This window comes from Amycolatopsis acidiphila, assembly GCF_021391495.1.
GTDB lineage: Bacteria > Actinomycetota > Actinomycetes > Mycobacteriales > Pseudonocardiaceae > Amycolatopsis_E > Amycolatopsis_E acidiphila.
Window position 1 is genome coordinate 6,849,588 of record NZ_CP090063.1, and the last position, 25,385, is coordinate 6,874,972.

Sequence of the window (25,385 nt, forward strand, 5' to 3'; positions counted from 1 at the left end):
CGAACAGTCTAGTTGCGCCACGCGGGCACCCCGGCCGCCGGTGCGCCCGCCGCTTTCCGCTGGTCATCGCTCTGTCGGATTTCCGCCAGTCAAGCGCCTGACCTGCTGGCAGTATCGGACACATGACAGCCGTAGCCATCCCCGCCGGACAGGCGCTCTGGCGTGACGCCGAGCGTTGCTACCGGGCGGTCGCGTCCCGTGATGCTCGCTTCGACGGGCAGTTCATCGTGGCCGTCAAGACCACGGGCATCTACTGCCGGCCGTCCTGCCCCGCACTCACCCCCAAGGCCGCCAACGTGCGGTTCTACCCGACCTCCGCCGCCGCGCAGGCGGGCGGCTTCCGCGCCTGCCGGCGCTGCCTCCCCGACGCGGTCCCGGGATCGCCCGAGTGGAACCTCCGAGCCGACCTCGTCGCCCGCGCCATGCGCCTGATCGCAGACGGTGTCGTCGAGCGCGAAGGCGTGCCTGGCCTGGCGCACCGGCTCGGCTACTCCGAGCGTCAGCTCGGCCGTGTGCTCACGGCGGAGCTTGGCGCGGGCCCGCTGGCGCTGGCCCGTGCCCACCGCGCCCATTCGGCCCGGCTGCTCATCGAGTTGTCCGAGCTGCCGCTGGCCGACGTCGCGTTCGCGGCCGGATTCGCCAGCATCCGCCAGTTCAACGACACCATCCGCGAGGTCTTCGCGCGCACTCCGTCGCAGCTGCGCGCGTCGGCCACCGCGTCGCGGGGACGTCCGGATCGCGCGCACGCCGACGAGACGACCGGCACCAGGCTGAGCCTGCGCCTGCCGTATCGCCGGCCGTACGACGCCACCGGCATCTTCGGCTTCCTCTCGGCCCGGGCGGTATCGGGCGTCGAGTGGGCCGAAGACGGCGGCTACGGCCGCACCCTGCGCCTGTCGCACGGGTCGGCGAGCATCTCGCTCACCCCGCAGGACGGGCACATCCGGTGCGAGCTGCAGCTGGCGGACGTCCGCGACCTGGGCAGCGCCGTCGCGCGCACCCGCCGCCTCCTCGACCTCGACGCCGACCCCGAGGCCGTGCTGCGCGTGCTCAGCGCGGACCCAGCTCTCGCACCGGCCGTGGCGGCGGCGCCCGGTATGCGGGTGCCCGGCTCGGTCGACGGCCCGGAACTCCTGCTCCGAGCCATGCTCGGGCAACAGGTGTCCGTCGCCGCCGCGCGAACGGCAGCGGGCCGCCTCGCGGAAGCCCTCGGCGAGCAGCTTCCCTGGGGCACTCTGTTCCCGGCACCCGAGGCCGTCGCCGAGCGCGGACGCGAGGTCCTGCGCGGACCGAAACGCCGGGTCGAGGCGATCTGCGCGGCTGCCGAGGCCATGGCGTCGGGCGCCGTCGACGTGCACGTCGGCCGCGACGCCGACGAGCTCCGCGCGGAGCTACTCGCCCTGCCCGGCGTCGGCCCGTGGACCGCCGACTACGTACTCATGCGCGTGCTCGGCGCCCCGGACCTGCTGCTCGCCGACGACCTGGTGGTCCGCAAGGGCGCGGCCGCACTGGGCATCACCGACCTCACCCAGCACTCCCAGGGCTGGCGCCCCTGGCGTTCCTACGCCGGCATGTACCTCTGGCGCAGCGCCTGAACCAGTCCGAGACTCACCTGAAGGAGAAATCCATGAGCATCGCCCACTGGTCCACCACGGACACACCCATCGGTCCCTTCACGGCCGTCGTCGCGTCCGACGGTGCCGTCCTGGCGTCCGGCTGGACCGCCGACCTCGACAAGCTGACCCCGCAGATCTCCCGTTCGCTCGTTCCGGGCGAGCTACGCGAGAAGCGTGACCTGGGCGCGGTCAGCGCCGCGGTCCGGCGCTACCACGGGGGCGAGCTGGACGCGATCGACGACATTCCGGTCCGCCAGCGTTCCGGCGAGTTCCTGCAGCACGCTTGGGACGTGCTGCGGACGGTTCCGGCGGGCAAGCCGGTGACCTACAGCGAGTACGCCGAGCTGGCCGGTCGGCCCGCGGCCATCCGGGCGGCCGCGTCCGCCTGCGCCCGCAACTCGGCGGCGCTGTTCGTGCCCTGTCACAGGGTGCTGCGCATCGGTGGCGCGTTGGGCGGCTTCCGCTGGGGTGTCGAGGCCAAGCGCTGGCTGCTCGACCACGAGTCACCCGAGCTGCGCTGAGCTCACATCTGCACCTCCAGGGTCGATCCGGTCCGCGCCTTGCGCACCCGCAACCGGGTGGGGATGCGCTGACGCAGCTCCTCGACGTGCGAGACCAGGCCGACGACCCTGCCTCCCGCGCGAAGCTCGTCGAGGATGTCCATCACGACGTCGAGGGTTTCGGCGTCCAGCGTGCCGAAACCCTCGTCGACGAACAGGGTGTCCAGCAGGGCTCCCCCGGTCTCGGCGGCGACCACGTCCGCAAGGCCGAGCGCGAGCGCGAGCGAGGCCAGGAACGACTCCCCGCCGGACAGTGTCTTGGCGGGCCGGACCGTGCCGGAGTAGTCGTCCAGCACGTCCAGCGCGAGGCCGCCCTTGGTGCCGTGCGCGCCGGCCCGGTCGGAGTGCATGAACGAGTAGCGCCCCTGGCTCATCGCCTGCAACCGCGCGGTCGCGGCCAGCCCGATCTCCTCGAGCCGGGCCGCGAGGACGTAGGAACGCAACGACATCCGACGTGCGTTCTGGCCCTTGCCGTTGATCACCTCGGTCAGCGCGTCGAGCTCGGCGAACTCCTCCTCCAGCGGCCTGATCGCCTCGGTCGCCGCCGATAGCCGCCCAGCCAGAGTCTCCAGCTCGTCCGCACGGGTGGCGGATGCGCGCAGGCCGGCTACCGCTGCTTCGGCATCATCCCGCGCCGCTTTCGCAGCCGTGGCCGCCGATTCGACGTCTACCTGGTCGTCTGGAGACACCCCGACGAGCTCGGGCTCCGCGAGGACCGCGCGCGCCGCAGCCTCCTCAGCCGCCGCCTGTGCGAGCCGTTTGTCCAGCACGGCCACCGTCTCGTCCGGCCGAGCCGCCGCCCGCATCTCCTCGATCGTGGTGAACTCCGCCTTGACCAGGCAGTCGCGCAGCTCTTCCCGGCGCTGCTCGAGCTGTTGTTCGGCGGTCACCCGCGTCAGGCGCGCTTCGGTGAGCGCGTCGAGAGCGCGCACTACCCCGTTGAGATACGCCCGGCGTGCCGCGACGTCCGGGTGCTCTCCGCGCGCCTTGTCCAGACGCCGAGCGCGTTCTTCCACCCTGTCCAGCAGTGTCCGCCGCCGAGTCTCCGCGGCGGTGGCGGCCTGCTCGGCGAACCGCAGCTTGTCGGTCAGCGACCTGGCCTCCGCCTCGGCGGACCGTGCTTCGCCGGCCAACCGCGCCCGCTGCTGGGCCTGGCTTTCGAGATCTGCCACCTGGCGCCGGAGCTGCCGCAGTTCGGCGTTCAGCTCCTCCTCATTGCGGCCACGCAAACGTTCGCGCAGCGCGGCAAGCGTGGTCTCGGCGTCGTGCTTCGCCGCCTCCGCCGCAGTACGCGCACGCTCGGCGCGGCTTTCCGCCGCCTCCGCCTCGGCTTCCTGCGTGCGGTCCACCGAACCCTCCGCAGGACGAGCAGGAGTCGGGTGGTCCGCCGCACCACAGACGGGACACGCCGCGCCGTCGACGAGTCCGGCCGCGAGTTCGGCCGCCATGCCCTCGAGCCGCAGCTCACGCAGCTTCAGCCGGTGCTCCCGCGCATCCTGGTGCTTGTCCGTCGCGGCACGTACGCGCTCCGCCGCCTCCTCGATCGCCTCCATCGCACGCGGCAACCCCGCCGCGTCCTGCAGCGCAGCGGCGAGTTCTGCCTGACGAGGACGTAGTCCGTCGAGCTGCACGGCTGCGGCGTTCGCGGCATCGAGCTGCTGCCGGAGTTCTTCGACGCGTTGCGGGATGCCATCCAGCTTCTCGGTGAGCACCAGGACGCTTGACCGCGCCTCTTCGGCCTTGTCGACGAGGTCGTCGATCTCCCGCCGGTCGCGTGCCTGCTGCTCGGCCTCGGCGACCAAGCCGGCGAGTGCACCGGCCTCTTCGCGCAGTTTCCCCGCGTGGCGCCGGAGCTCGACCGCGTCCGCATGGATTTCGGCGTAACCCGTGCCGGCGAGTTCGGACACACGGAGCTGTTCGGTGGTCCGGGCTTTCTCCAGCTCACTCGCGCATCGGTCCGCCTGCGCCGCCGCACCCACCACCGTCGCCGCGCGCCTGGCGGCTTCGAGCTCTGTCGTCCACCTGTCACGCTCGGGCTTCTGGTCGTCCAAAAGCGACAGTCGTCGGTGCGCGGAGCGCAACCGGTGTACCCGCTCAGCGGCCGTCCGTCGCTCCAGAAGCTGTTTCTCCGCTGCGTCCAAGGCAGACCGCGCCTGTTGCTCGGCTGTCCTGGCCGCAAGGACGGCTTGGGCAGCGCTCTCGCGCACTCCTGCGACCCACTCGGCGAGGTTCTCCTCCGGCGAGTCCTCCCGCGCGACCTGCGCGAAGCGCGCCACCCACTCACGCACGTTCTGCCGGCGCTGATCCAGCTCACGCCGTTTCTCGACACGCAGGTCACGGAACCAGGCCTCGATCTCGGCAAACCGCTTGGTGCCGAACAACCTCTCGAGCAGTTTCTCCCGCTCGTCCGTCTCGGCACGCAGGAAACGCGCGAACTCCCCTTGCGGCAACAGGACGACCTGGAAGAACTGCTCCGAACTCATCCCGAGCAGGCCCTGAACGGTCCGGCTCACCTCGTCGATCCGTGCCAGGCCTTCGGCAGGATGGCCGTCAGGCACGCCGTCCAGCCAGGTGAGCGAGGCCTTGGCCTGCTGTGTGGTGGTGCCCTCGCCGCGGCGTTTCGGCCGCTGGTACTCCGGGCTGCGCACGAGCCGCATCCGCTGCCGCTGCACCGTCAGTTCGAGCACGACCTCGGTCGCTTCGTCCGGCTCCGCGAAGTCACACCGCAGCCGCTTCACCTGCCCACGAGCACCCGGTACGACACCGAACAACGCGAACGCGACGGCGTCGAGCAGCGTTGTCTTGCCCGCACCGGTGTCCCCGTGCAGGAGGAACAGCCCGTCGGAACCGAGCGCGTCGAAATCGACGATCTCCCGTTTCCGGTACGGCCCGAACGCCACCACCTCCAGGCGATGCAGCCTCATGACTCACCCCTGCCCGCGGTTTCCAAGGCCCTGCGCAACAGTTTCTCCTCGCGCTCGGTGGGCGGCGTGCCCCGGCAGTCGTCGAGGAAGTTCCGCGCGATCTCGGTGTCCGACCGGCCGCGCACCGCTTCCGCGTACCGCAGCGCCGCAGTCGTCTTTCCGTTCTCCGGCAGCCATTCCAGATGCACGGCGTACGGGAAACGCTCGCGCAGGCGGCGCATCGCATCGACCGGCCGCACGGAGTCCGTGAGCGTGACGGACAGATAACAGTCGGTCAGCTCGGCGTGCTCGTCGGCGCTGAGCAGCCAGTCGATGCCTCCGGCGAGCTTCGCGAGCTTGCGCGGCACCGGCAATTCGTGCCGGCGCACCTCGGCGAGCCCACCGGCGTCGAAGTCCACCAGCCACACCGACTTCCGTTGCCGTGCCTCGGAAAACGAGTAGGCCAGCGGGCTTCCCGAGTAGCGTAGGTGCTCGGCCAGGGTCTGCGGCCCGTGCAGGTGCCCGAGTGCGACGTAGTCCACGCCGTCGAAGACCTCACCGCCGACCTGCTCCACGCCGCCGACCGCGATCGTGCGCTCGGACTCCGTTCCCTGCCCACCCGTGACGAAGGCGTGGGCGAGCACGACAGACCGGGTGCCGGGCTCTCGACCGGCCAGATCAGTTCGAATCCGGCGCATCGCCTCGGTGAGAACTCCGTTGTGCCCCTTGGCATCCGGCACGCCGAGCGCATGCCGTGCCGGTTCCGGTTCGAGGTATGGGATGCCGTAGATCGCGACCGGTCCGTGCTCGTCCTCCAGCAGCACGGGATCGGCGATGCGGTCGACCGCGGTGCGCAGGTGCAGCCCGCCGGCTGCGGCGAAGTCCCCGAAGGCGCCCAGCCGTGGCGCGGAATCGTGGTTCCCGGACGTGATCACCAACTGCGCGCCGGACTCGCGGAGCCTTGCCAGGGCACGGTTCGCGACCTGAACAGCTTCCGCGGACGGCACCGCACGGTCGTAGATGTCCCCGGACACCAGCACGACGTCGACCGCCTCGGCGGCGACGAGGTCCGCGAGGTGACCGAGCACGGCGGCCTGCTCGGCGAGCAGATCAGCGCCGTGGAACGTGCGTCCGACGTGCCAGTCGGAGGTGTGCAGGAATCTCACGTGGCCCAAGTTAAGGCCGAGCTCCGACAAAACCCCGGAGACATGCCGCAGTGGTTCACTCGAACGTGTGTTCGCCGGTCCAGGGGCTCCGGTTTTTGTCGGTGGGGTCCGCCATGATGCGGGCAAGCACCGAGATCGGAGAAAGGAGGGCGAACGTGGCATCCACCGTGATCAGCACGGCGGCCGTCGTCATCGCCTTGGCGTTACTGGTGGCGATCGTCCTGCTGTGGCGGCTCTACACGGACAGCATGCGCCGTGCGGACGCCGCCGCGCGGCAGGTCGAGGCCGAGCGCTCACGCGTGGATCAGCAGCAGGCGGCCCTGCGCAGGTACGAGGTGGCGTTCGCCTCGATCAGCGGCAGGGGCGAGCTGGGGGAACAGGTTCTGGTGGAGACGGCGCGGGCGCTCGGTCTGCGGGAAGGGCTGCACTTCACCCTGCAGACCGACCTGGCGGGCGGCGGTGCCGCGAAGCCGGACATGGTGCTCCGGGTCGGTGGCGATCGCACCGTCCCGGTGGACGCGAAGGCGAGCATGGCGTGCTGGGCCGAGGCGGTCGAGACGGACAACGCCGACGAACGGCTCGACGCGCTCCGGGTACACGTCCGCAACCTGCGTTCGCGGGCCGCGGAACTGGCGGGCAAGGGTTATCAGCGCTGGGCGGACGGTATCTACGGCACTGTCATGTTCGTTCCCTCGGACGCGGCGGTCGTCGCCGCGCTCGACACCGACCCCGAGCTGCTGCGGTGGATGCTGGACCGGCGGGTCTTCCTGTGTGGCCCGACGGGTTTCGCGGTCGTGGCTTCGGCCGCGTTGTTCGCGGCGAGCGACCGGGCGGTCGTCGACGACATCGAACGGGTCCGGGCCGGAGCCGGAGCCGCGCACCGGGCGGCGGGAAACGCTGTGGAGGCGCTCAATCTGTCCAGCACGCATCTGCAGCGTTTCCTGTCCGCCCGCCGGCGTGAGCTGGACGCGCTGGAGGGGTTCCGGGCTTCGGTCACGCCGTTGACCGAAGCATCCGGAAGCCCCACGGAGGTACCAGCTATCCGAAAGGGGGACGAACTGGCCGCGAGCTGAGCGCGCACCCTGGGTCCAGACCAATAACCGGAGCGTGTGCGCAACAAGCAGATTGCCAACAAGGTTGGCATCGGTAAAACCCCTGGTCAGCGTAGGTCGAACGGTCCATTGCCAGCGGGTCTGAGGGACAACTCCGCGGAGGGGCGGGCGCTTTGCGTCCAGTACGAGTTACGGTGTTGCCCTGTGACCGCAATTCGCGATCGGCCGAGCGATCCTGACGCCGACGAGGTAGCCGTTCCCTGGGACGAGCGTCCCGTCGTCGGCGAGAGACGCGGTCTGCCCTGGTGGGGGGCCGTGCTGCTGGCGTTCGGTCTCGCCCTGGTGGGTGCGATCGCCGACATGCAGTTGCAGAACACGCTGGGCTGGGTGTTCCGGATCTGCTACTTCGTGGGTGCGGTCGCGGCGATCTGCGCGGTCCAAAGGCGCAGCATTTTCGGCCCGATGGTGCAGCCGCCGCTGGTACTGGCGGTCACCGTGCCGCTCGTCGTACTGCTGGTGTCCGGCCTGCCGGCGAACAGCGACACCCTGGCGAAGGCACTGGCCGTGGGCACGCCGCTGATCAACGGGTTCCCGATGATGGCCATCACGACCGGTTTCACGCTGGCGATCGGCATCGTCCGGCTCTACCGGGAGCGGAACCCGATCGCGCCCGCGAAGGGCTCGAAGGCGGCTGCGTCGGATCAGAAGCGGACATCAGGGCCGCGTACCCGCGACGGGGCTGCGCCCCGGACGGGCAAGCCTGCGCGTGAGGGTGCCGGGCGTGAGGCTCGTGAGGGCACGGCTGGACGTGAAGGCGGGGCTACGCGGGTCCGCCGGCCCGCGGAGGGTCGCTCGTCGCAGCGGCCGGGTGGCGGCGAGCAGCACCCGTCGCTGCCGATGACGCCTCGGCGGCGCCCGGAGGATCCGCCGCGACGCGGTGAGGCTGGTGCGCGCGGCGGCGAGGCGCGGGGTGACCGCAGGGAACGCGGCGATGAGCCCGGCGCGCGCGGGGGCAAGACCCCGCCGCCTGTTGCCCGCCGTGGACGCCCACGCGGTGCGACGCCGGACGACGAGCGTCGCCGCGGCAGCGGCGAGGGCCGGGACGTCCCGGAGGATCGACCGCGCCGGTTGCCGCCGCGCCCGGGATCACGGGAGCCGCGAGGCGGTTCGGGTGAGCCACCTCGCCGTGCCCCCGGTCGGCGCAATGGGCCGCCTCCGCGCGGGCCTCGTCCCTGGGACAACGAGGACTGACGCGCCGCGGTTCGGGCTACTGGCTTGCCGCGCGCCGACGACGGCGTTGGTGCGCGCGAGGCTGAACGAGGGCGCCGACGACGGGTGCCAGCAAAGGTCATGCCGCACCACCAAGCGCGGGTGCGACTAGGCCAGCACGGTCACTCCCCGCCATAGCGAGGTCGCGGGAGCCCAGCAAACCACTCCGTGGCGTAGCTGGGGTGTGCCAGCACCCCGAATGCCGATCAGCCGCGTAGCGAGGCCTGAACCTGTTCGACGACCTTGACGAAGCCGCCCTCCGGCGACCCCACGGCGTGTCCCGTTACTTCGCGGCCTGGCGGAGTTCCCGCGGCAGGGCGAAGGCGATCTTCTCGTTCGCCGTGGTGACCTCGTCGACCTTGCCCCAGCCGCGCTCAGCGAGCCAGGCGAGCAGGTCCATCACCAACACGTCCGGCACGGACGCACCGCTCGTGACGCCGACCGTCGTCACACCCTCGAGCCAGGACTCGTCGACCTCGTGGGCGAAGTCGACCAAGTGCGCATCTCGCGCGCCGGCCTGCAGGGCGACCTCGACAAGACGCTTGGAGTTCGAAGAGTTGCGCGAACCCACCACGAGCACGAGGTCGCACTCACCGGCCATCGCCTTGACCGCGATCTGCCGGTTCGACGTCGCGTAACAGATGTCGTCGCTGGGCGGGTCGGCCAAGCCGGGGAACCGCTCGCGCAGCTGGTCGACGCGCTCCATGGTCTCGTCGACGCTCAACGTGGTCTGCGACAGCCACACGACCTTCGACGGGTCGCGCACCTGCGCGCGGGCCGCATCGTCGGCCGTGTCGATCAGCTGGACGTGATCGGGCGCCTCGCCCGAGGTCCCCTCGACCTCTTCATGCCCTTCGTGACCGATGAGCAGGATGTCGTAGTCGTCCTTGGCGAAGCGGTTGACCTCCTTGTGCACCTTCGTCACCAGCGGGCAGGTGGCGTCGATGGTGCGCAGGTTCCGCTCCGCGGCCTCGGTGTGCACGGCCGGGGAAACCCCGTGCGCGGAGAAGACGACCAGCTCGCCCTCCGGCACCTCGGAGGTCTCGTCGACGAAAATCACACCGCGCTCGCGCAGCGTCTCCACGACGTGCCGGTTGTGCACGATCTCCTTGCGCACGTAGACCGGCGGACCATAGAGTTCCAGGGCCTTCTCGACCGCGATCACGGCTCTGTCCACACCGGCGCAGTATCCGCGCGGTTTGGCCAGCAGCACTCGCTTGGCGGGCTCGGTGGCAGGGCTCGCTGCACTCATGACTCCCAGGGTACGGCCCACGCTGATGTGCGGCCGATCACGTCGGATGGGCCGTTGGACTTGATCGGTTGGGCAGGATGGCGCGTGTACGGCACGCTGTACGCATGAAGCCGCTCCCGCTCCCCCTCCGCATCGCCGCGGGCCTGGCCGTGACGGCCGCCGAGCGCGCCCGCGAGCTGCCGAAGAACCTGGTCGGCCTGCCGGTCACCGTCGTGTCGCAGGTGCTGCAGTTCTCCATGCGCCTGCAACAGCAGGTCACCGAGCTGGCGATCAAGGGCGATGAGGTGCTGTCAGCGCTCCATCCCGTCGAGGACACCCCCAGCTGGGCCACCTTCGACGAGGACCTTCCCCCGGTCGACGAGGCCCCCACCGGCAACAACGGCCACCGGTCGACGGCCGTGTTGCGCGACGTGAGCGACAACGCCCGCGACCCGTGGGAGCAGGAAGAGCGCGCGCTCGCCGAGGACCACACCGAAGGTGAGTTCGACAGCGAGAGCGGACCCGAAGGCGGCCCGACCGGCGGCAACGGCGGCGGCAACGGCGCGGGCTCGACGACGCGACGAAACGGCCGGCCCGATCTCAGGAGCGTCGGCGGCACCGACTCCGGTGACGACGCGGAGGCGGTGCCCGGTTCCTACGGCGATATCGAGGCAGCAGCAGCGGGGTCCGGCGGTGACGTCGAGGCAGGTGGCGCTGAATCCGGCGGAAACGTGGCGGTCGGTGGCACGGAATCGGGTGGAGATGTCGAGGCGGGTGGCGCGGAGTCGGGCCGAGCCGTCGAGACCGGTGGCGACACTGCGCCCGGCGCGAGCGTCGGTGACGCGACGAACACCTCCAACGACGCGCCGCCCACCCTCGACGACGCGACGGCAACTACCGAGAGCCCGACACCCACCTCCGGCAACGCGACGCCCACTATCGGCGCTGCGGCACCCACCTTCGGCGGTGTGCCGTCCCTCGGCGGTGCGGAGGCCGACGATCTCGGCGCTTCCGGGCCCGATGCCATTGGCATCGAGCCTGAGGGGATCATCGGCTCAGCGGGGCTCGCCAACTACGACGAGCTCACCCTGCCCCAGCTGCGCGCCCGCCTACGCCGGTTCACGCTCGAGCAGCTCGAGGAACTTCTCGCCTATGAGCGGACGCATGAGAACCGGCCGTCGTTCGTCGGGATGTTGACGCGGCGGATCGGGAACGTCCAGCGACTGTCCGAAGGCGACAGCGGCACGGGTACGCCCGGCCGGTGAACGGACAAGGACAACCACGGCAGGCGAACGAAACCCGCCCCACAGCCGGACAAGAGCCACCGCGGCCCACAACCGGACAAGGACAAACCCGCCCCGCCACCGGACAAGAGCCACCCCGGCCCACAACCGGACAAGGACAAGGACAACCAGGCCGGTGAGCACCGAGCAGAACCAGGCGCAGAACCAGGCCAAGGACCAGACCACCGCCGAGAACCCCTGGCCCGTACGCACCGTCGCGCGCAAGATCGGCGACTGGATCCACCGCCTCGGCGCCGTCTGGGTCGAGGGCCAGGTCACCCAGATCTCCGCCCGCCCCGGCACGCAGACCGCCTTCCTCACGCTCCGCGACCCCTCCGCCGACGTCTCCATGACCGTCACCGCCCCGATGCGGCTCGTGCGCGCCATCGAGCCGCCGCTGCGCGAGGGCGCCAGCGTGGTCGTCTTCGCCAAGCCCACCTTCTTCCTCGGGCGCGGCACGATCAGCCTGCGCGCCAGCGAGATCCGCTCCATCGGCATCGGCGAACTGCTCGCGCGCATCGAACGCCTGCGTCGCCTCCTCGAGGCCGAAGGCCTCTTCGCGCCCGAGCGCAAGCGCCGCCTTCCCTTCCTGCCCAAGGGAATCGGCCTCATCACCGGCCGCGCCTCGGCCGCCGAGCACGACGTGCTCGTCAACGCGCACAACCGCTGGCCCGCGGCTCCCATCCAGGTCATCAACACCGCCGTGCAGGGCCCGACCGCGGTGCCGCAGATCCGCAAGGCACTGTCCATTCTGGACGCCGACCCCGGCGTCGACGTCATCGTCATCGCCCGCGGCGGCGGCAGCGTCGAGGACCTGCTGCCCTTCTCCGACGAGGCCCTCTGCCGGGCCGTCTCGGCCGCGCGCACCCCCGTGGTCAGCGCGATCGGGCACGAACCGGACACCCCGCTGCTCGACCACGTCGCCGACCTGCGCTGCTCCACGCCGACCGACGCGGGCAAACGCGTCGTGCCCGACGTCAAGGAGGAGACCGCCCGCGTCCACCAGATGCGCGACCGCGCCCGCCGCGCGCTGCACGGCTGGGTCGACACCCAGTGCCGCCTGCTCGACCAGCTGCGCAGCCGCCCGGTGCTGGCCGACCCGCTCGGCCCGATCGGCCGCCGCAGGGACGACGTGGAGCTGCACCGCGAGCGCGGCCGTCGCGCGATGCTCAACACGCTGTCCCACGAACAGGCCGCCGTCGCCTCGGCGCGGGCGCGGCTGACGGCCCTCGGACCTGCCGCGACGATGGCCCGCGGCTACACCGTCGTGCAATATCCGGACGCGGCAGGCAACCTTCAGGTACTGCGATCCATCTCTGAAGTGGCGGACGGAACTCCGCTGCGCGTGCGGGTCGTCGACGGCGCCGTGCACGCGGTCGCCCAGACCGTCGAGCCGGGAGAGTAGGAAGTGCGCCGCCCCACGTTCCTGCCGCTCACCACCGACGCCGCCGTGCACGCCGGCGCGCACGCGGTGCTCCACCGCGCCACCGAGGCCGACCGCGCCGCCGACGCCTGCTGGGCCACCTTGCTGGCCGGTTCCGAGGCGAGCCGATGCGGACTCGACGCGCGGTTGCGCAAACTCTCGGAGGCCACCTCGGTCTACGTCGGCACAAAATGGTGGTTCAACGAGGGCTCGGCGTACCGGCGGCGCGTCGCCCGGGCGCAGATCTGCATCGAGGACGCGATCACCGAGGGTGACGGGAGCGAGTTCGCGCAGGCGTTCATGGGCTACGACCACGCGATGGCGAGCGCGCTAGTCTGCACCGATGAGCGAGGCCGCGGAAAACACAGAGCTCGGCTATGAGCAGGCCCGTGACCAGCTCGTCGAGGTGGTCCGGGAGCTCGAGGCCGGCGGCTTGTCCCTGGAGCAGTCGCTGGCGCTGTGGGAGAAGGGCGAGCACCTGGCGAAGGTCTGTGAGCGCCATCTCGACGGGGCGCGGGAGCGCATCGAAGCGGCCCTGAAGTCGGTCGAGGAGGAAACCGGCGACTCGGAGTGAGCTTCACCATGCCCGTGATGCCCTGCGGTACTGGCGCAGTCTGAGAGAATCAGTGTCCGCCCTGCACCGAACCGGGAGGCACCAATGTCGAGCGGCACCCCGTCCCCCAGCACCGCCAGGCGAAAAGAAGCGCCTGACCGCAACCTGGCCATGGAGCTGGTGCGCGTCACGGAAGCGGCGGCGATGGCAGCGGGCCGGTGGGTCGGCAAGGGCGACAAGAACGGTGGTGACGGCGCCGCGGTGGACGCGATGCGCCAGCTCATCTCCACGGTCTCCATGCGCGGCGTGGTCGTCATCGGCGAGGGCGAGAAGGACGAGGCCCCCATGCTGTTCAACGGCGAGGAGGTCGGCAACGGCGACGGCCCGGCCTGCGACGTCGCGGTCGACCCGATCGACGGCACCACGCTGATGGCCAAGGGCATGCCGAACGCGCTGGCGGTGCTCGCGGTCGCCGAGCGCGGCGCGATGTTCGACCCCTCGGCGGTGTTCTACATGGAGAAGCTGGCCGTCGGGCCGGAGGCCGCGGGCGTGGTCGACATCTCCGCACCGGTCGCGGAGAACATCCGCCGGGTCGCGAAGGCCAAGCACAGCAGCGTCTCGGACGTCACGGTCTGCATCCTCGACCGGCCCCGGCACGAGCAGCTGGTCAAGGAGGTCCGCGAGGCAGGCGCCCGGATCCGGTTCATCTCCGACGGGGACGTGGCCGGCGCGATCGCCGCGGCCCGCCCGACCACGGGTGTCGACCTGCTGCTGGGCATCGGCGGCACGCCGGAGGGCATCATCGCCGCCTGCGCGATGAAGTGCCTCGGCGGCGAGCTGCAGGGCAAGCTGTGGCCGAAGGACGACGCCGAACGCCAGAAGGCGCTCGACGCGGGCCACGACCTCGACCGGGTGCTGAACACCGATGACCTGGTGCGCGGCGACAACGTGTTCTTCTGCGCCACCGGGGTCACCGACGGCGACCTGCTGCGCGGCACCCACTACCGGGCAGGCGGCGCGACCACCCAGTCGATCGTCATGCGCTCGAAGTCGGGCACGGTCCGCCTCATCGACGGCTACCACCGGCTGACGAAGCTGCGCGCCTACTCGTCGATCGACTTCGACGGGCAGCCCGGTGACGAAGACGTCGTGCCGCCGCTGCCGTGAGGCGCGTGCTCATCGCCGCCGCCTGCTCTCTGCTGGCGGTGCTCTTCCTGGTCCAGCCGGGCTCGGCCGCCGAGCCCCGGCTCGTCGGCGGCACCGCGGCCGATCAGCCGTACCCGTTCGCGGCCTCGCTGCAGACCACCGGCGGCGAGTTCTTCTGCGGCGGCTCGCTGATCCAGGCGTCCTGGGTGGTCACGGCCGCGCACTGCCTGCAGGGCCGTGACGCGGCGTCGTTCACCGTCCGGGTCGGCAGCAACGACCGGACCCAGGGCGGCGAGGTCGGCAAGCCCGACCGGTTCGTCGCCGACCCGGACTACAACCCCGCCGGTGCGGGCGGCGACATCGCCGTGGTGCACCTGTCCGCGCCGGTGGCCGCCGCGCCGATAGCCCTCGGCACTGCCACCGCGGTGGGCACGACGGTGCGGCTGCTCGGCTGGGGCCAGACCTGTGCGACGCCCGGCTGCGGGGACGGGCCGGCGATGCTGCAGCAGCTCGACGCGCACCTGGTCGACCCGGCCAAGTGCACCGCGACGATCAACGCGAGCGTCGAGCTGTGCACGGACAACCCCGACGGCAAGTCCGGGGCGTGTTACGGCGACTCCGGCGGACCCGAGGTCGCGCAGGTGGACGGGCACTGGGTGCTGCTCGGCGTGACCAGCCGCCCGGGCAACAACTCGGCGACCTGCGCGACAGCGCCGTCGATCTACACCTCGGCAGTCGCCTACGCGGGCTGGATCGGCCAGCAGCTCGCCCCGCCGCCGCCACCGCCGTCGACCCCGACGCCCGCACCGAGCCCGACGCCGACGCCGTAACCCGTCATTCCGCGTTGCTGGAGTGCCCGGGGAACAGGTGGGCGTCCGGGTCGAGCGCGACGGCGATGTTGTTCACGGCCGTGGCCGCCTCGCCGAAGCCGGTCGCGATCAGCTTCACCTTGCCCGGATACGCCGCCACGTCGCCGGCCGCGTAGACGCGCGAGCGGGCCGTCGCCATCGTCGAGTCGACGCTGATCGCGCGGTGGTCGATCTCCAGCCCCCAGTTCTCGATGGGGCCGAGGTCGGCGGTGAAGCCGAGCGCCGCCACGACGGCCTGCGCGGGCAGCACCAGCGGCGAGGCGCCCTTCGCGGTCACGACCACCTCGCACAGCGCGCCGGCCGAGTCGGCGCGCATCTCGGCGACCTCCGCGTCGGTGACGATGCGGACCCCCAGCTGTTGTGCCTCACGCACGATCGACTCGGCGGCCCGGAACTTCGCGCGGCGGTGCACGAGCGTCACGCTCGCCGCGACGGGATGCAGCGCGAGCACCCAGTCGAACGCCGAGTCCCCGCCGCCGACCACGACCACGTCCTGCCCGGCATGCGCGTCCAGCGACGGCACGAAGTGCACCATCCCGCGACCGAGCCACCCATCGCCCGCGGGCAGCGGGCGCGGGGTGAACTCGCCGATGCCCGCCGTGATCAGCACGGCGCCGGCGTGCACCACGTCGCCGCCGTCGAGCAGCACGTCGAGGCCGGACTCCGTCTCGCGCAGCCCTTCCGCCTTGCGCCCCAGCAGGTACTTCGGCTCCCACGGCGCGGCCTGCTCGACCAGTCCCTTGACCAGGTCGCGGCCGCGCACCGCGGGGAACCCGCCGACGTCGTAGATCATCTTCTCCGGGTACATCGCGGTCACCTGGCCGCCCGCCTCGGGCAGGGAGTCGACCACCGCCATCGACAGCCCGCGGAACCCGGCGTAGTAGGCGGCGAACAGCCCGGTCGGTCCCGCACCGACGATGAGCAGATCGATCGAGAGCTCCACCGGGTACCGCCCTTCAGCAGTGATCGCCGCCACCTCGATCGTAGACACATCGCGTGCGGAAGCACACGGAGCGAACGACGCCGCGCTGCGCGAAACTGGCGTCATGGCTGAACAGGAATACCGGATCGAACACGACACGATGGGCGAGGTGAAGGTGCCCGTCGACGCGCTGTACCGGGCCCAGACCCAGCGTGCCGTCGAGAACTTCCCGATCTCCGGCCGCGGTCTCGAACGCGCCCAGATCCGCGCGCTCGGTCTGCTCAAGGCCGCGGCGGCCCGGGTCAACGCCCGGCTCGGCGTGCTCGAACCGGAGTTCGCCGAGGCGATCGCCGAAGCCGCCGACGAGGTGGCCGAGGGCAAGCACGACGAGCACTTCCCCATCGACGTGTTCCAGACCGGGTCCGGCACCTCGTCGAACATGAACGCCAACGAGGTGATCGCGACGCTGGCCAGCCGCAAGCTGGGCACCGACGTGCACCCGAACGACCACGTCAACGCCTCGCAGTCGTCGAACGACACGTTCCCGACGACGATCCACGTCGCGGCGACCGAAGCGGTGCTCACCGACGTGATCCCGGCGCTGGGGCACCTGGCCGCGACGATCGAGCAGCGGGCCGCGGAGTGGCAGGACGTGGTGAAGTCCGGCCGCACCCACCTGATGGACGCCGTGCCGATCACCCTCGGCCAGGAGGCCGGCGCGTGGGCAGCGCAGGTCCGCTATGGCATCGAGCGGCTGCAGTCGGGGCTGGAACGGCTGGGCGAGCTGCCGATCGGCGGTACCGCCGTGGGCTCGGGGCTGAACGCGCCCGACGGCTTCGGCTCGTCGGTGGCCGACGAGCTCGCCCGCGTCACCGGCCTGCCGCTGACCGAGGCCCGCAACCACTTCGAGGCGCAGGCCAGCCAGGACGGCGTCGTCGAGACGTCGGGGAACCTGCGGACGGTCGCGGTGTCGCTGTACAAGATCGCGAACGACCTGCGCTGGCTCGGCTCCGGCCCGCGCACCGGTCTCGCCGAGCTGGCCCTGCCCGACCTGCAGCCCGGTTCGTCGATCATGCCCGGCAAGGTGAACCCGGTGATCCCGGAGGCGACGCTGCAGGTGGTGGCCCAGGTGATCGGCAACGACGCGGCGGTCGCCTTCGCGGGTTCGCAGGGCAACTTCCAGCTCAACGTGAACCTGCCGGTGATCGCGCGCAACGTGCTCGAGTCGGCCCGGCTGCTCGCGGCCGTGTCGCGGCTGCTGGCGGACAAGGTGTTCGCCGGGATCACCGTCAACACCGAGCGCACCAAGGCCTACGCCGAGGGCTCCCCGTCGATCGTCACGCCGCTGAACAAGTACATCGGCTACGAAGAGGCGGCGGCCGTCGCTAAGCAGGCGCTCAAGGAGCTGAAGACCATCCGCGAGGTGGTCATCGAGCGGGGCTACATCTCGCAGGGCAAGCTCACCGAGGCCCAGCTGGACGAAGCCCTCGACGTGCTGCGGATGGCCCGCGGCGGCAAGTGACCGCATCCTGAACCGCATCGTCCACTTCCGGGCTGAACCGGTCTCGCGCGGGGGCCGTGTGGGTCTGCGACGCCGGCCCGCAGGAAGGACGCCGCAGTGGACGACGACGAGATCACCCGCGCCGCCTTCGCGGCCGCCAAGGGCGACGCAGCGGCCGCGAGGCGGTTCGTCGCGGGCACGCAGCGGCAGCTGCACCGGCTGCTGAGCTACCTGTCCAGCCCCGGGGTGGCCGACGACCTGACACAGGAGACCTACCTGCGCGCGTTCGCGGCGCTGAGCGGGTTCGAGGGGCGTTCTCCGGCGCGCATGTGGCTGCTGGCGATCGCGAAACGGGTGGCCGCCGATCACCTGCGCACCATCCGGCGGCGTCCTGTCCCGGCGCAGACGGAGGACTGGGTGGCCACGGCCGAGCAGAACGGCGCGTACACCCCGGATCCCGGCCGCGTGGTGGCGCTGCGACGGCTGATCACGGAGCTGGACGCCGAGCGGCGGGACGCGTTCGTGCTGACGCAGGTGATCGGGCTGTCCTATGCCGAGGCGGCCGAGGTGTGCGACTGCGCGCTCGGCACGATCCGGTCGCGGGTGTTCCGGGCACGCGAGGAGCTGACCGCAGCGGTCCGCGCCTCGGAGCGGCTCGCGCCGAGCGGCTGAGGTGGCTGCGGGCCACCATCCCGCGGGCAGCGGCCGGCGAGCCTCAGGCCGCGCCCTCCAGGAGTTGTTTCGCCAGCCGCTTCGCGGTCGCCACCGCGCTCGGGGTCACCTGCAGCGACTCCACCACCGTCGCGCCCTCCAGCAGGATGAGCAGTGACTCCGCCAGCCGGGCCGGGTTGCGCAGGTCCGCGACCAGCTCCCGGAAGTACCCCAGCAGCCACTCCTTCTGCGCCTGGATCGCCCGCCGCCCGGGGTGGTCGCTGTCGGGCAGTTCGGCGTGCGCGTTCACGAACCCGCACCCGCGCGAGTTCTCCTTCGCCATCCACTCCTCCAGCGCGTCGAACACCAGCAACGGCCGCCGGAGCGCACCGGCCCGCGGGCTGCGCGCCACCACCGCTCGCACGTGCGCTCGCCAGCGCTCGTCCCGCTCGGTGAGGTACTCGGCGACCAGCGCGTCCTTCGACCCGAACCGGTCGTAGAGCGTCTTCTTGGTCACCCCGGCCGCGGCCGCGATCGTGTCGACCCCGACGGCGTGGATCCCGTTGGCGTAGAACAGTTCTCCGGCGACGTCGAGCACCCGTCGCGCCGCCGGCGTCAGCGTCTTCACGCTTTGACAGTATACCGATCTGTGTAGTTACACTAGCCCAGGTAAACAGGTCTGTATACCTGGAGGGTCCGATGTGGACGATGTTGCTGGGCACCGGGTTCGTGGTGCTGTGGAGCTCCGGGTTCGTGGGTGCCACGCTGGGCGCGACCTCAGCCACGGCGATCACGCTGCTCGCGTGGCGGTTCCTCGTCGCGGCCGGGCTCCTGCTCGCCTGGCACCGGCCGAAGCGCGGCAGCCTGGCGCTGCACGCCGGCTTGGGCCTGCTCTCCCAGGGCGGCTACCTGTTCGGGGTGTACGAGGCGACCGAGCTGGGCGTCGCGGCCGGAACGTCGGCACTGATCGCCGCGCTCCAGCCCATCGTGTCCGCGGTGCTGGCAGAGCGCGTCACCCCACGACAGTGGACCGGGCTCGGCGCGGGCCTGGCCGGGGTGGCGGTCGTGGTCGCCGGGGACCTGTCCGGCCACCCCGGAACCCCGTGGTGGGCCTACCTGCTCCCGTTCGGCGGGATGCTGGCGCTCGTCGCCGCGAGCATGATCGAGCGCCGGACCCGGCCCGACCTCGCCGACTCCCTCGTCGTCCAGTGCGCCACCAGCGCCGTGCTGTTCACCGGCCTCGCCGCCGTCACCGGCACGCTCACCCCGCCGGCGAGCGGCACGTTCTGGCTCGCGATCGCCTGCGTCGTGGTGCTCTCGACGTTCGGCGGCTACGGCTGCTACTGGCTGCTCCTGCGGCGCACCTCGCTGACCACCGTGTCCAGCCTGCTCTACCTCACCCCGCCCACCACGATGCTGCTCGCCTGGCTCCTCTTCGGCCAGGACATCACCGTCCGCGCCCTGCTCGGCCTGGGAATCTGCGTCGTCGGCGTCGCACTGGTGCTCGTGCCCGGGAAAATGTCGGTACCCCGGGGCATGATGACGACATGTTCCTCGCCGACGTCGTCACCGCCTCCGCGCAGCTCGCCGCCACGCGCTCGCGCAAGGCGAAAATCGCGACGCTCGCCGAGCTGATCAACCGCGCCGGGGAGGACGAGCTGCCCGCCGTCGTCGCGTTCCTCACCGGTCAGCCCACCCAGGGCCGCATCGGCACCGGCTGGCGCACGCTGGCCGAGCTCGGCGCGCCCGCGGCCCCGGCACCGACGCTCACGGTGGCGGCGGTCGATGCCGCGCTGGGCGAGGTCGCGGGCACGTCGGGCAGCGGGTCGGCGAAGCGCCGGGCGGACACGCTGCACGCGCTGTTCGCCCGCGCGACGGCGGACGAGCAGCAGTTCCTGTTCCGCCTGCTCACCGGCGAACTGCGGCAGGGCGCACTGGAGGGCGTGATGGTCGACGCCATCGCGGCCGCCGCGCAGGTGCCCGGCGAAGCCGTGCGCCGGGCCTTCATGCTGTCCGGGCAGCTGCCGGTCACCGCGCTGGCGGCGGTCACGGGCGGCGAACAGGCCCTCGGCGAGTTCCGGTTGCGGCTGGGCCGGCCGCTGCGGCCGATGCTCGCGTCGCCGGCGGAGTCACTCGACGAGGCGTTGCGGGAGCATGCCTCGCCGATCGTCGAGTACAAAATGGACGGTGCGCGGATCCAGGTGCACCGCGAGGGCGACGAGGTGCACGTCTACACCCGGACGCTGCGGGAGATCACCAAGAACGTCGACGAGCTGGTGCGGCTGGTGCGCGCGCTGCCGTGCGAGTCCGTCGTGCTGGACGGCGAAACGCTCGCGCTCACCGACGACGGCAGGCCCCGCCCGTTCCAGGAGACGATGAGCCGCTTCGGCAGCACCCGCGAGGAGCAGGTGCGCGAACTGCTGCTGCGGCCGTACTTCTTCGACTGCCTGCACCTCGACGGCCGGGACCTGCTCGACGCGCCGCTGCGCGAGCGCAACGCCGCCCTGCGGTCGGTGGTCGGCGAGCACCTGATCCCGGGCGAGGCCGACCCCGCGGACCCGGCCGCGATCCTCGACGCCGCACTGGACGCGGGGCACGAGGGCGTCATGGTCAAGTCGCCGGACTCGGTGTACGCGGCCGGGCGGCGCGGGCGGGCCTGGCTCAAGGTCAAGCCGGTGCACACGCTGGACCTGATCGTGCTCGCCGCCGAATGGGGCCACGGGCGGCGCACCGGGTACCTGTCCAACCTGCACCTCGGCGCGCGTGACCCGGACGGCGGACCGCCGATCATGGTGGGCAAGACGTTCAAGGGCCTCACCGACGAGCTGCTCGCGTGGCAGACCAAGACCTTCCAGGAGATCGAGACCCACCGCGACGACTGGACCGTGCACGTCCGCCCGGAACTGGTCGTCGAGATCGAGCTCGACGGCGCGCAGGTCAGCTCCCGATATCCCGGCGGTGTCGCGCTGCGCTTCGCCCGGGTGGTCCGGTACCGGCCGGACAAGGAGCCCGCCGACGCCGACACGATCGACGCCGTCCGCGCCACGTTGAAGGGCAGGGCATGACGCCGGAGGAACGGTTCGAAGAGCTGGTGGACCGGCTGGCCGGGCTGCCCGACGTGACGCCGCCGGGCGCCACCCAGGGGTTCGGGCGATCCGCGCTGCGCGTGCGGGGCCGGATCTTCACGATGTGTGTCCGCGGGCAGCTGGTGCTCAAGCTGCCCAAGGCCCGGGTGGACGAGCTGGTGGCCGCCGGCGAGGGCGTGCGCTTCGACGCCGACAAGGGAACTCCGATGAAGGAGTGGCTCAGCCTCGCGCCAGGGTCCACAATGGCTTGGCTGCCACTGGCCCGCGAGGCACACGATTTCGTGCGGAAATGAAGATCAGCTGTCACGGAATCCGCACATTTCACCCGTAGCTTGCGGGCATGGTGATCGCTCCACCCGTCCAGCCCGCGCTCCGTGCCGACCCGGGCAAGCCGCTGCGCGGGCCGAGCAGGCTCCCGGCCGTCGCCGCCGTCCTCGCCGGCACGGCGATGATCGGCTGGCGCGCGGCCCAGTACGGGAACTGGATCGTGGACGACGCCGCGATCACCTTCGCCTACGCCCGCAACCTCGCCGAGGGACTCGGGCCGGTGGCCCAGCCCGGCGTCCCCGCCGTGGAAGGCTTCTCGAACCCGACCTGGACGGCGCTGCTGGCCATCGGCCGCCTGCTGGGCCTGTTCGACCGGGGCACGTTGTTCGGCATCCCGGACTACGTGCTGTTCCCCAAGGCGCTCGCGCTGCTGTGCTGTGCCGGCGTCCTCGTCGCGTGCCACGTGGCCGCGAGCCTGGTCACGCGACGGCCCTGGCTCACCACGCTGGCGGCCGGAGCCGCGCTGACCGCCGTGCCGTCGTTCGTGGTCTGGTGCTTCTCCGGGCTGGAGAACTCGCTGTTCGCGCTGGTCGTGACCTGCCTGGCCGTGGTCGCGTTCCGCGCCGTGCTGCTGGGCCGGCTGCTGTCGCCGAAGGTCGCGGTCGCCGCCGGGCTGCTCGCCGCGGCGGCCGCGCTGACCCGCCCGGACGGCGCGATCTACGCCTTCGCGTACCCGTTGATCGTGCTCGTCACCCTGCGCCGGGCCACGATCACGCGTGGCATCCGGCACCTCCTGCTGTCGTCGGCCGCCTTCGCCGTGCCGTTCGGCGGTTACGTCCTCTGGCGCTACCTCGAGTTCGGCAGGCTGGTGGCCAACACCGCGGTCGCCAAGGACCAGGGCGTGCCGGAGGTCCAGCAGCTCACGCGTGCCGGTGAGCTCGTGCAGTACGCCGGGGCGCCGGCGGTGCTGGTGCTGATGGTCACGGTCGGGCTGGCGATGTCCCGGTCCTCGTGGTGGCGCGACGGGATGATCGCCCTGCTGGTCGTGCTCGGCCTGGCCCTGCTCGCGTACGCGGTGATCAACCCGGACTGGATGGGGCAGTACCGGTTCGCCACGCCGGTCTGGGCGCTGGCCGCGGTGACCGGGTCGCTGGCCGCGACCGAGGCGCTGCGCGGGACGGGCGCCCGGGGCCGGGTCGTGCTGTCGATCGCGCTGGTGGTGGCGCTGCTGCCCTCGGGCGTGGCGTTCGCGGCCGCGGGCGGGAAGTTCCGCGACACCCCGACCCTGCCGATGTGTTTCATCGCCGACCGGTTCGGACGCGTGTTCAACCAGTACGCGGACATCCTGGGCGTGCGGCAGGGCTCGATCCTCGAACCCGACCTCGGCGGCAGCTCGCTGACGAGCAGGCTGCCGATCGTCGACCTGGCCGGGCTGGTGGACGGGAAGATCGCGGACATGTACCACGACCACGACATGGCGGCACTGCGCGAGCACGTCTTCGAGGACGTGCGGCCGACCTTCATCCACTTCCGGATGTACTGGGGGCCGGCCACGGGCCTGTCCACCGACCCGCGGCTGTTCGCCGACTACGAGCCGATCTACACCTATCCCGCGCCCGCGGACTTCGGCGGCGACTTCGTGCGCAAGGACGCGGTGCACAGCCCCGAACAGCTGGCGGCACTGCGCGCCTACGCCGCCGAGACCGTGCCGGTCGTCGAAACCCACATCTACACCTGGCCGCGCCGGACCTGCGGGGACACCCTGGAGCCGGGTCAGACCACCGTCGCGCTGCCCTGACCGGCGCGCGGCAGGGTGAGGGTGAAGACCGCCCCGCTCGCGTTGGCCGCGACGAGCAGCCCGCCGTGCAGGCGGGCGTTCTCCTGCGCGATGGCCAGGCCCAGCCCGCTGCCCTGGGTCGCCGTCCGGGCGCGGTCGCCGCGCACGAACCGGTCGAACACCAGCCGCAGCAGGTCGTCCGGCACGCCCGGCCCGTGATCGGCGACCCGGACGGTGACCTCCTCCGGCCGGGACCCGTCGAGGTCCACGGTGACAGGCGGCGCGCCGTGGGTGAGCGCGTTGGTCAGCAGGTTGCGGGCGATCGTGTGCAGCCGCCGGGGGTCGCCGTTCACCGTCACGTCGCCGGTGGAGCGCAGCCCGATGTCGGCCCCGACCAGTTCGCTCGCGTCGGCCCACAGGTCGGCCAGGTCCACCGGCTCGGTCTCCAGGTGCACCGCACCCGCGTCGAACCGGGACATCTCCAGCAGGTCCTCGACCAGGCGGGCCAGCCGCCGGGCCTGCGCGCCCAGCAACCGGGTGGAGCGCTCCCGGGTCGCCGCGTGGTCCAGCCCGTCCACGGCCGCGACCATCGCCGCGACCGGGGTGCGCAGGTCGTGCGCGACGTCGGCGACGAAACGCCGTTGCTGCCGGTCCTTCGCATGCAGCTCGGCGATGGAGTCACCCACCTGCTGTGCCATGGAGTTGAACGAACGGGCCAGCTCGGCCACCTCGTCCCGCCCGCGCACCGGTACCCGGGTGTCGAGCCTGCCTTCGCCGAGCTGCCGCGCCGCGTTCCCGACCGCCTGCACCGGGCGCTGGATCCGTTTCGCGGCCACGATCGCCCCGGCGACGCCCAGGGCCGCGACCACGAGCGCGATCAGCTCGAGGTTGCGCCGCAGCTTCGTCAGCTCGTCCTGCAACCCCCGCAAGCTGTGGAACTCGACCAGCACCACGTACGGCGTGGTCGCCCCGGCGAAGATCGCGTACGGCGCGCCGGGCTCCGTCGTGTTGACCGCCGGACCGCCGGCCGCCAGCGCCGCGTCGACGAGTGAGGCGGGTACGTCCACCGGCGGCGGGCCGCCGCGGGCGGCCGGTCCGGCGACGAGGTAGTGCGCGCCCGCCTTCATCGGTGGCGGCGAGCCGGGCAGGAGGTCGAACAGGCACCAGGTCGTGCCGTGCTCACGCGACATGTAGCCCTCGACCAGGTCGGCGGGCGATCCGCCGGACACGTACTGCGCGACGAAGCGCGCCTGCGCCGTGTCGGACGCGAAGCTCGCGCGGGCGGTGGCGATGAACCTGTCCCTGATGTCGGTCGATTGCAGCTGATACGCCGCGTACGCCATCGCGGCCGTCGCGACCACGGTCACCAGCACGACCGCCGCGGCGATCCGCGCCCGCAGACCGAAGTGCGGGGTCACGGCTTCGTCAGCCGGTACCCGAGGCCCCGTACCGTGCGCAGCAGCACCGGGTTCGCCGGATCCCGCTCGACCTTCGCCCGCAACCGCGCGACCGCCGCGTCCACGATCCGCGAGTCCCCGACGTAGCCGTAGTCCCACACCCGTTTCAGCAGCGACTGGCGGCTGAGCACCTGACCGGCGTGCTGGGCGAACTCCAGCAGCAGCTTGAGCTCGGTCGCGGTCAGGTGCAGCTCCTGCCCGCCGGAGGTCACAGTCAGCGCCGCGGTGTCGATGACGAGGTGGCCCGCCTGGATGAGGCGGCTGGACCGCTCGGGCGCGGACCGGCGCAGGACCGCCTTCATCCGCGCGTCGACGACCCGCGGCTCGACGGGCTTGACCACGTAGTCGTCGGCACCGCATTCGAGGCCGACGACCACGTCCACCGGGTCGGCGCGGGCGGTCAGCAGGATCACCGGTACGAGACTGTCCGCCCGGATCCGCCGGCAGGCCTCGAACCCGTCGATCCCCGGCAGCATCACGTCCAGCAGGACCACGTCGAACGCGCCGTCCCGCACCGTCTCCAGCGCCTGCTCACCGGAGCCCGCCAGCGTCACGTCGTGGCCGAGGCCGCCGAGCGCGAGCGAGAACGCCTCGGCGACCCCCTCGTCGTCCTCGACCAGCAGCACGGAAGACACCGGACCCGAAACCCCCCA

General features: G+C 71.7%; 22 protein-coding genes and 2 pseudogenes. 17 read left to right on the forward strand and 7 right to left on the reverse strand.

Annotated elements, in window-relative coordinates:
• Positions 1-122 precede the first annotated feature (122 nt).
• Both LWP59_RS33455 and LWP59_RS33460 read left to right on the forward strand, forming a co-directional pair.
• Positions 123-1,595, forward strand: a complete 1,473-nt coding sequence (locus tag LWP59_RS33455; protein ID WP_144642405.1) for an AlkA N-terminal domain-containing protein — start codon at positions 123-125, stop codon at positions 1,593-1,595.
• Positions 1,596-1,627: 32 nt separating this feature from the next.
• Positions 1,628-2,137, forward strand: coding sequence for a methylated-DNA--[protein]-cysteine S-methyltransferase (locus LWP59_RS33460; protein WP_144642406.1), 510 nt, complete (start codon positions 1,628-1,630; stop codon positions 2,135-2,137).
• 2 nt (positions 2,138-2,139) lie between these two features.
• Here the strand turns inward: LWP59_RS33460 and LWP59_RS33465 are convergent, their stop codons facing one another.
• On the reverse strand, positions 2,140-5,100 hold the full coding sequence (locus LWP59_RS33465) for an AAA family ATPase (RefSeq protein ID WP_144642407.1): 2,961 nt from the start codon (positions 5,098-5,100) through the stop codon (positions 2,140-2,142).
• Positions 5,097-6,245: an exonuclease SbcCD subunit D gene (locus tag LWP59_RS33470; RefSeq protein ID WP_186383396.1), complete on the reverse strand. Its 1,149-nt coding sequence runs from the start codon at positions 6,243-6,245 to the stop codon at positions 5,097-5,099. The genes LWP59_RS33465 and LWP59_RS33470 overlap by 4 nt, the downstream gene beginning before the upstream one ends.
• A gap of 116 nt (positions 6,246-6,361) precedes the next feature.
• On the opposite strand from LWP59_RS33470, the gene rmuC reads away from it, so the two are divergent.
• On the forward strand, positions 6,362-7,318 hold the full coding sequence (gene rmuC / locus LWP59_RS33475) for a DNA recombination protein RmuC (RefSeq protein ID WP_144642433.1): 957 nt from the start codon (positions 6,362-6,364) through the stop codon (positions 7,316-7,318).
• Between the two features lie 183 nt (positions 7,319-7,501).
• Entirely contained in the window at positions 7,502-8,548 is a 1,047-nt protein-coding gene (locus LWP59_RS33480) for a DUF6542 domain-containing protein (RefSeq protein WP_144642409.1), read from the forward strand.
• A 301-nt stretch (positions 8,549-8,849) separates the two neighbouring features.
• On the opposite strand, the gene LWP59_RS33485 is transcribed toward LWP59_RS33480, so the two are convergent.
• Positions 8,850-9,818, reverse strand: coding sequence for a 4-hydroxy-3-methylbut-2-enyl diphosphate reductase (locus LWP59_RS33485; protein ID WP_144642410.1), 969 nt, complete (start codon positions 9,816-9,818; stop codon positions 8,850-8,852).
• 104 nt (positions 9,819-9,922) lie between these two features.
• Between LWP59_RS33485 and LWP59_RS33490 the strand changes: the two are divergent.
• The 7 genes and pseudogenes from LWP59_RS33490 to LWP59_RS33520 form a co-directional block, all read left to right on the forward strand.
• Positions 9,923-10,339, forward strand: a pseudogene (locus LWP59_RS33490) (lipid droplet-associated protein); the annotation flags it as partial.
• 510 nt (positions 10,340-10,849) lie between these two features.
• Positions 10,850-11,062, forward strand: a pseudogene (locus LWP59_RS33495) (lipid droplet-associated protein); the annotation flags it as partial.
• 154 nt (positions 11,063-11,216) lie between these two features.
• Positions 11,217-12,485, forward strand: a complete 1,269-nt coding sequence (xseA, locus tag LWP59_RS33500; protein ID WP_144642411.1) for an exodeoxyribonuclease VII large subunit — start codon at positions 11,217-11,219, stop codon at positions 12,483-12,485.
• A 3-nt stretch (positions 12,486-12,488) separates the two neighbouring features.
• Complete coding sequence (locus tag LWP59_RS33505; RefSeq protein WP_144642412.1) at positions 12,489-12,884, forward strand: hypothetical protein; 396 nt, start codon at positions 12,489-12,491, stop codon at positions 12,882-12,884.
• A complete protein-coding gene (locus tag LWP59_RS33510) occupies positions 12,847-13,077 on the forward strand; it encodes an exodeoxyribonuclease VII small subunit (RefSeq protein WP_144642413.1) in 231 nt (76 codons plus the stop codon). The genes LWP59_RS33505 and LWP59_RS33510 overlap by 38 nt, the downstream gene beginning before the upstream one ends.
• An 84-nt stretch (positions 13,078-13,161) precedes the next feature.
• Positions 13,162-14,223, forward strand: a complete 1,062-nt coding sequence (glpX, locus tag LWP59_RS33515) for a class II fructose-bisphosphatase (RefSeq protein WP_144642414.1) — start codon at positions 13,162-13,164, stop codon at positions 14,221-14,223.
• On the forward strand, positions 14,220-15,032 hold the full coding sequence (locus LWP59_RS33520) for a S1 family peptidase (protein ID WP_144642415.1): 813 nt from the start codon (positions 14,220-14,222) through the stop codon (positions 15,030-15,032). The genes glpX and LWP59_RS33520 overlap by 4 nt, the downstream gene beginning before the upstream one ends.
• Before the next feature lie 4 nt (positions 15,033-15,036).
• Here LWP59_RS33520 and LWP59_RS33525 read toward each other — a convergent pair whose 3' ends face one another.
• On the reverse strand, positions 15,037-16,014 hold the full coding sequence (locus tag LWP59_RS33525) for an NAD(P)/FAD-dependent oxidoreductase (RefSeq protein WP_373299558.1): 978 nt from the start codon (positions 16,012-16,014) through the stop codon (positions 15,037-15,039).
• A 103-nt stretch (positions 16,015-16,117) separates the two neighbouring features.
• Between LWP59_RS33525 and LWP59_RS33530 the strand changes: the two genes are divergently transcribed.
• Entirely contained in the window at positions 16,118-17,515 is a 1,398-nt protein-coding gene (locus LWP59_RS33530; RefSeq protein WP_144642417.1) for a class II fumarate hydratase, read from the forward strand.
• A 96-nt stretch (positions 17,516-17,611) separates the two neighbouring features.
• The gene (locus tag LWP59_RS33535; protein ID WP_144642418.1) at positions 17,612-18,166 is read left to right on the forward strand and encodes a sigma-70 family RNA polymerase sigma factor; all 555 of its coding nucleotides are present in this window, start codon (positions 17,612-17,614) and stop codon (positions 18,164-18,166) included.
• 43 nt (positions 18,167-18,209) lie between these two features.
• Here LWP59_RS33535 and LWP59_RS33540 read toward each other — a convergent pair whose 3' ends face one another.
• Positions 18,210-18,773, reverse strand: a complete 564-nt coding sequence (locus LWP59_RS33540; RefSeq protein ID WP_144642419.1) for a TetR/AcrR family transcriptional regulator — start codon at positions 18,771-18,773, stop codon at positions 18,210-18,212.
• A gap of 71 nt (positions 18,774-18,844) precedes the next feature.
• Between LWP59_RS33540 and LWP59_RS33545 the strand changes: the two genes are divergently transcribed.
• The 4 genes from LWP59_RS33545 to LWP59_RS33560 are packed head-to-tail and all read left to right on the forward strand — an operon-like array spanning position 18,845 to position 23,296.
• Entirely contained in the window at positions 18,845-19,780 is a 936-nt protein-coding gene (locus LWP59_RS33545; protein WP_144642420.1) for a DMT family transporter, read from the forward strand.
• Positions 19,693-21,210: an ATP-dependent DNA ligase gene (locus LWP59_RS33550; RefSeq protein WP_144642421.1), complete on the forward strand. Its 1,518-nt coding sequence runs from the start codon at positions 19,693-19,695 to the stop codon at positions 21,208-21,210. The genes LWP59_RS33545 and LWP59_RS33550 overlap by 88 nt, the downstream gene beginning before the upstream one ends.
• Positions 21,207-21,524 carry a hypothetical protein gene (locus tag LWP59_RS33555; protein WP_144642422.1) on the forward strand — a complete coding sequence of 106 codons (318 nt, stop codon included), beginning with the start codon at positions 21,207-21,209 and terminating at the stop codon, positions 21,522-21,524. The genes LWP59_RS33550 and LWP59_RS33555 overlap by 4 nt, the downstream gene beginning before the upstream one ends.
• 47 nt (positions 21,525-21,571) lie before the next feature.
• Positions 21,572-23,296: a hypothetical protein gene (locus LWP59_RS33560; protein WP_229857671.1), complete on the forward strand. Its 1,725-nt coding sequence runs from the start codon at positions 21,572-21,574 to the stop codon at positions 23,294-23,296.
• Here LWP59_RS33560 and LWP59_RS33565 read toward each other — a convergent pair.
• Together LWP59_RS33565 and LWP59_RS33570 are read right to left on the reverse strand one after the other, a co-directional pair.
• Positions 23,272-24,693 carry a sensor histidine kinase gene (locus LWP59_RS33565; RefSeq protein WP_229857672.1) on the reverse strand — a complete coding sequence of 474 codons (1,422 nt, stop codon included), beginning with the start codon at positions 24,691-24,693 and terminating at the stop codon, positions 23,272-23,274. The genes LWP59_RS33560 and LWP59_RS33565 overlap by 25 nt on opposite strands.
• Positions 24,690-25,367: a response regulator transcription factor gene (locus tag LWP59_RS33570; protein WP_144642423.1), complete on the reverse strand. Its 678-nt coding sequence runs from the start codon at positions 25,365-25,367 to the stop codon at positions 24,690-24,692. The genes LWP59_RS33565 and LWP59_RS33570 overlap by 4 nt, the downstream gene beginning before the upstream one ends.
• Positions 25,368-25,385 lie beyond the last annotated feature (18 nt).

Bases quoted from the DNA above. Each gene is read 5' to 3' on its own strand.
- LWP59_RS33460 (WP_144642406.1), top strand. From the start codon at position 1,628: ATGAGCATCGCCCACTGGTCCACCACGGACACACCCATCGGTCCCTTC.
- rmuC (WP_144642433.1), top strand. From the start codon at position 6,362: ATGCGGGCAAGCACCGAGATCGGAGAAAGGAGGGCGAACGTGGCATCC.
- LWP59_RS33455 (WP_144642405.1), top strand. From the start codon at position 123: ATGACAGCCGTAGCCATCCCCGCCGGACAGGCGCTCTGGCGTGACGCC.
- LWP59_RS33485 (WP_144642410.1), bottom strand. From the start codon at position 9,818: ATGAGTGCAGCGAGCCCTGCCACCGAGCCCGCCAAGCGAGTGCTGCTG.
- LWP59_RS33510 (WP_144642413.1), top strand. From the start codon at position 12,847: ATGAGCGAGGCCGCGGAAAACACAGAGCTCGGCTATGAGCAGGCCCGT.
- LWP59_RS33550 (WP_144642421.1), top strand. From the start codon at position 19,693: ATGTTCCTCGCCGACGTCGTCACCGCCTCCGCGCAGCTCGCCGCCACG.
- LWP59_RS33555 (WP_144642422.1), top strand. From the start codon at position 21,207: ATGACGCCGGAGGAACGGTTCGAAGAGCTGGTGGACCGGCTGGCCGGG.
- LWP59_RS33530 (WP_144642417.1), top strand. From the start codon at position 16,118: ATGGCTGAACAGGAATACCGGATCGAACACGACACGATGGGCGAGGTG.
- LWP59_RS33545 (WP_144642420.1), top strand. From the start codon at position 18,845: ATGTGGACGATGTTGCTGGGCACCGGGTTCGTGGTGCTGTGGAGCTCC.
- LWP59_RS33560 (WP_229857671.1), top strand. From the start codon at position 21,572: ATGGTGATCGCTCCACCCGTCCAGCCCGCGCTCCGTGCCGACCCGGGC.
- glpX (WP_144642414.1), top strand. From the start codon at position 13,162: ATGTCGAGCGGCACCCCGTCCCCCAGCACCGCCAGGCGAAAAGAAGCG.
- LWP59_RS33465 (WP_144642407.1), bottom strand. From the start codon at position 5,100: ATGAGGCTGCATCGCCTGGAGGTGGTGGCGTTCGGGCCGTACCGGAAA.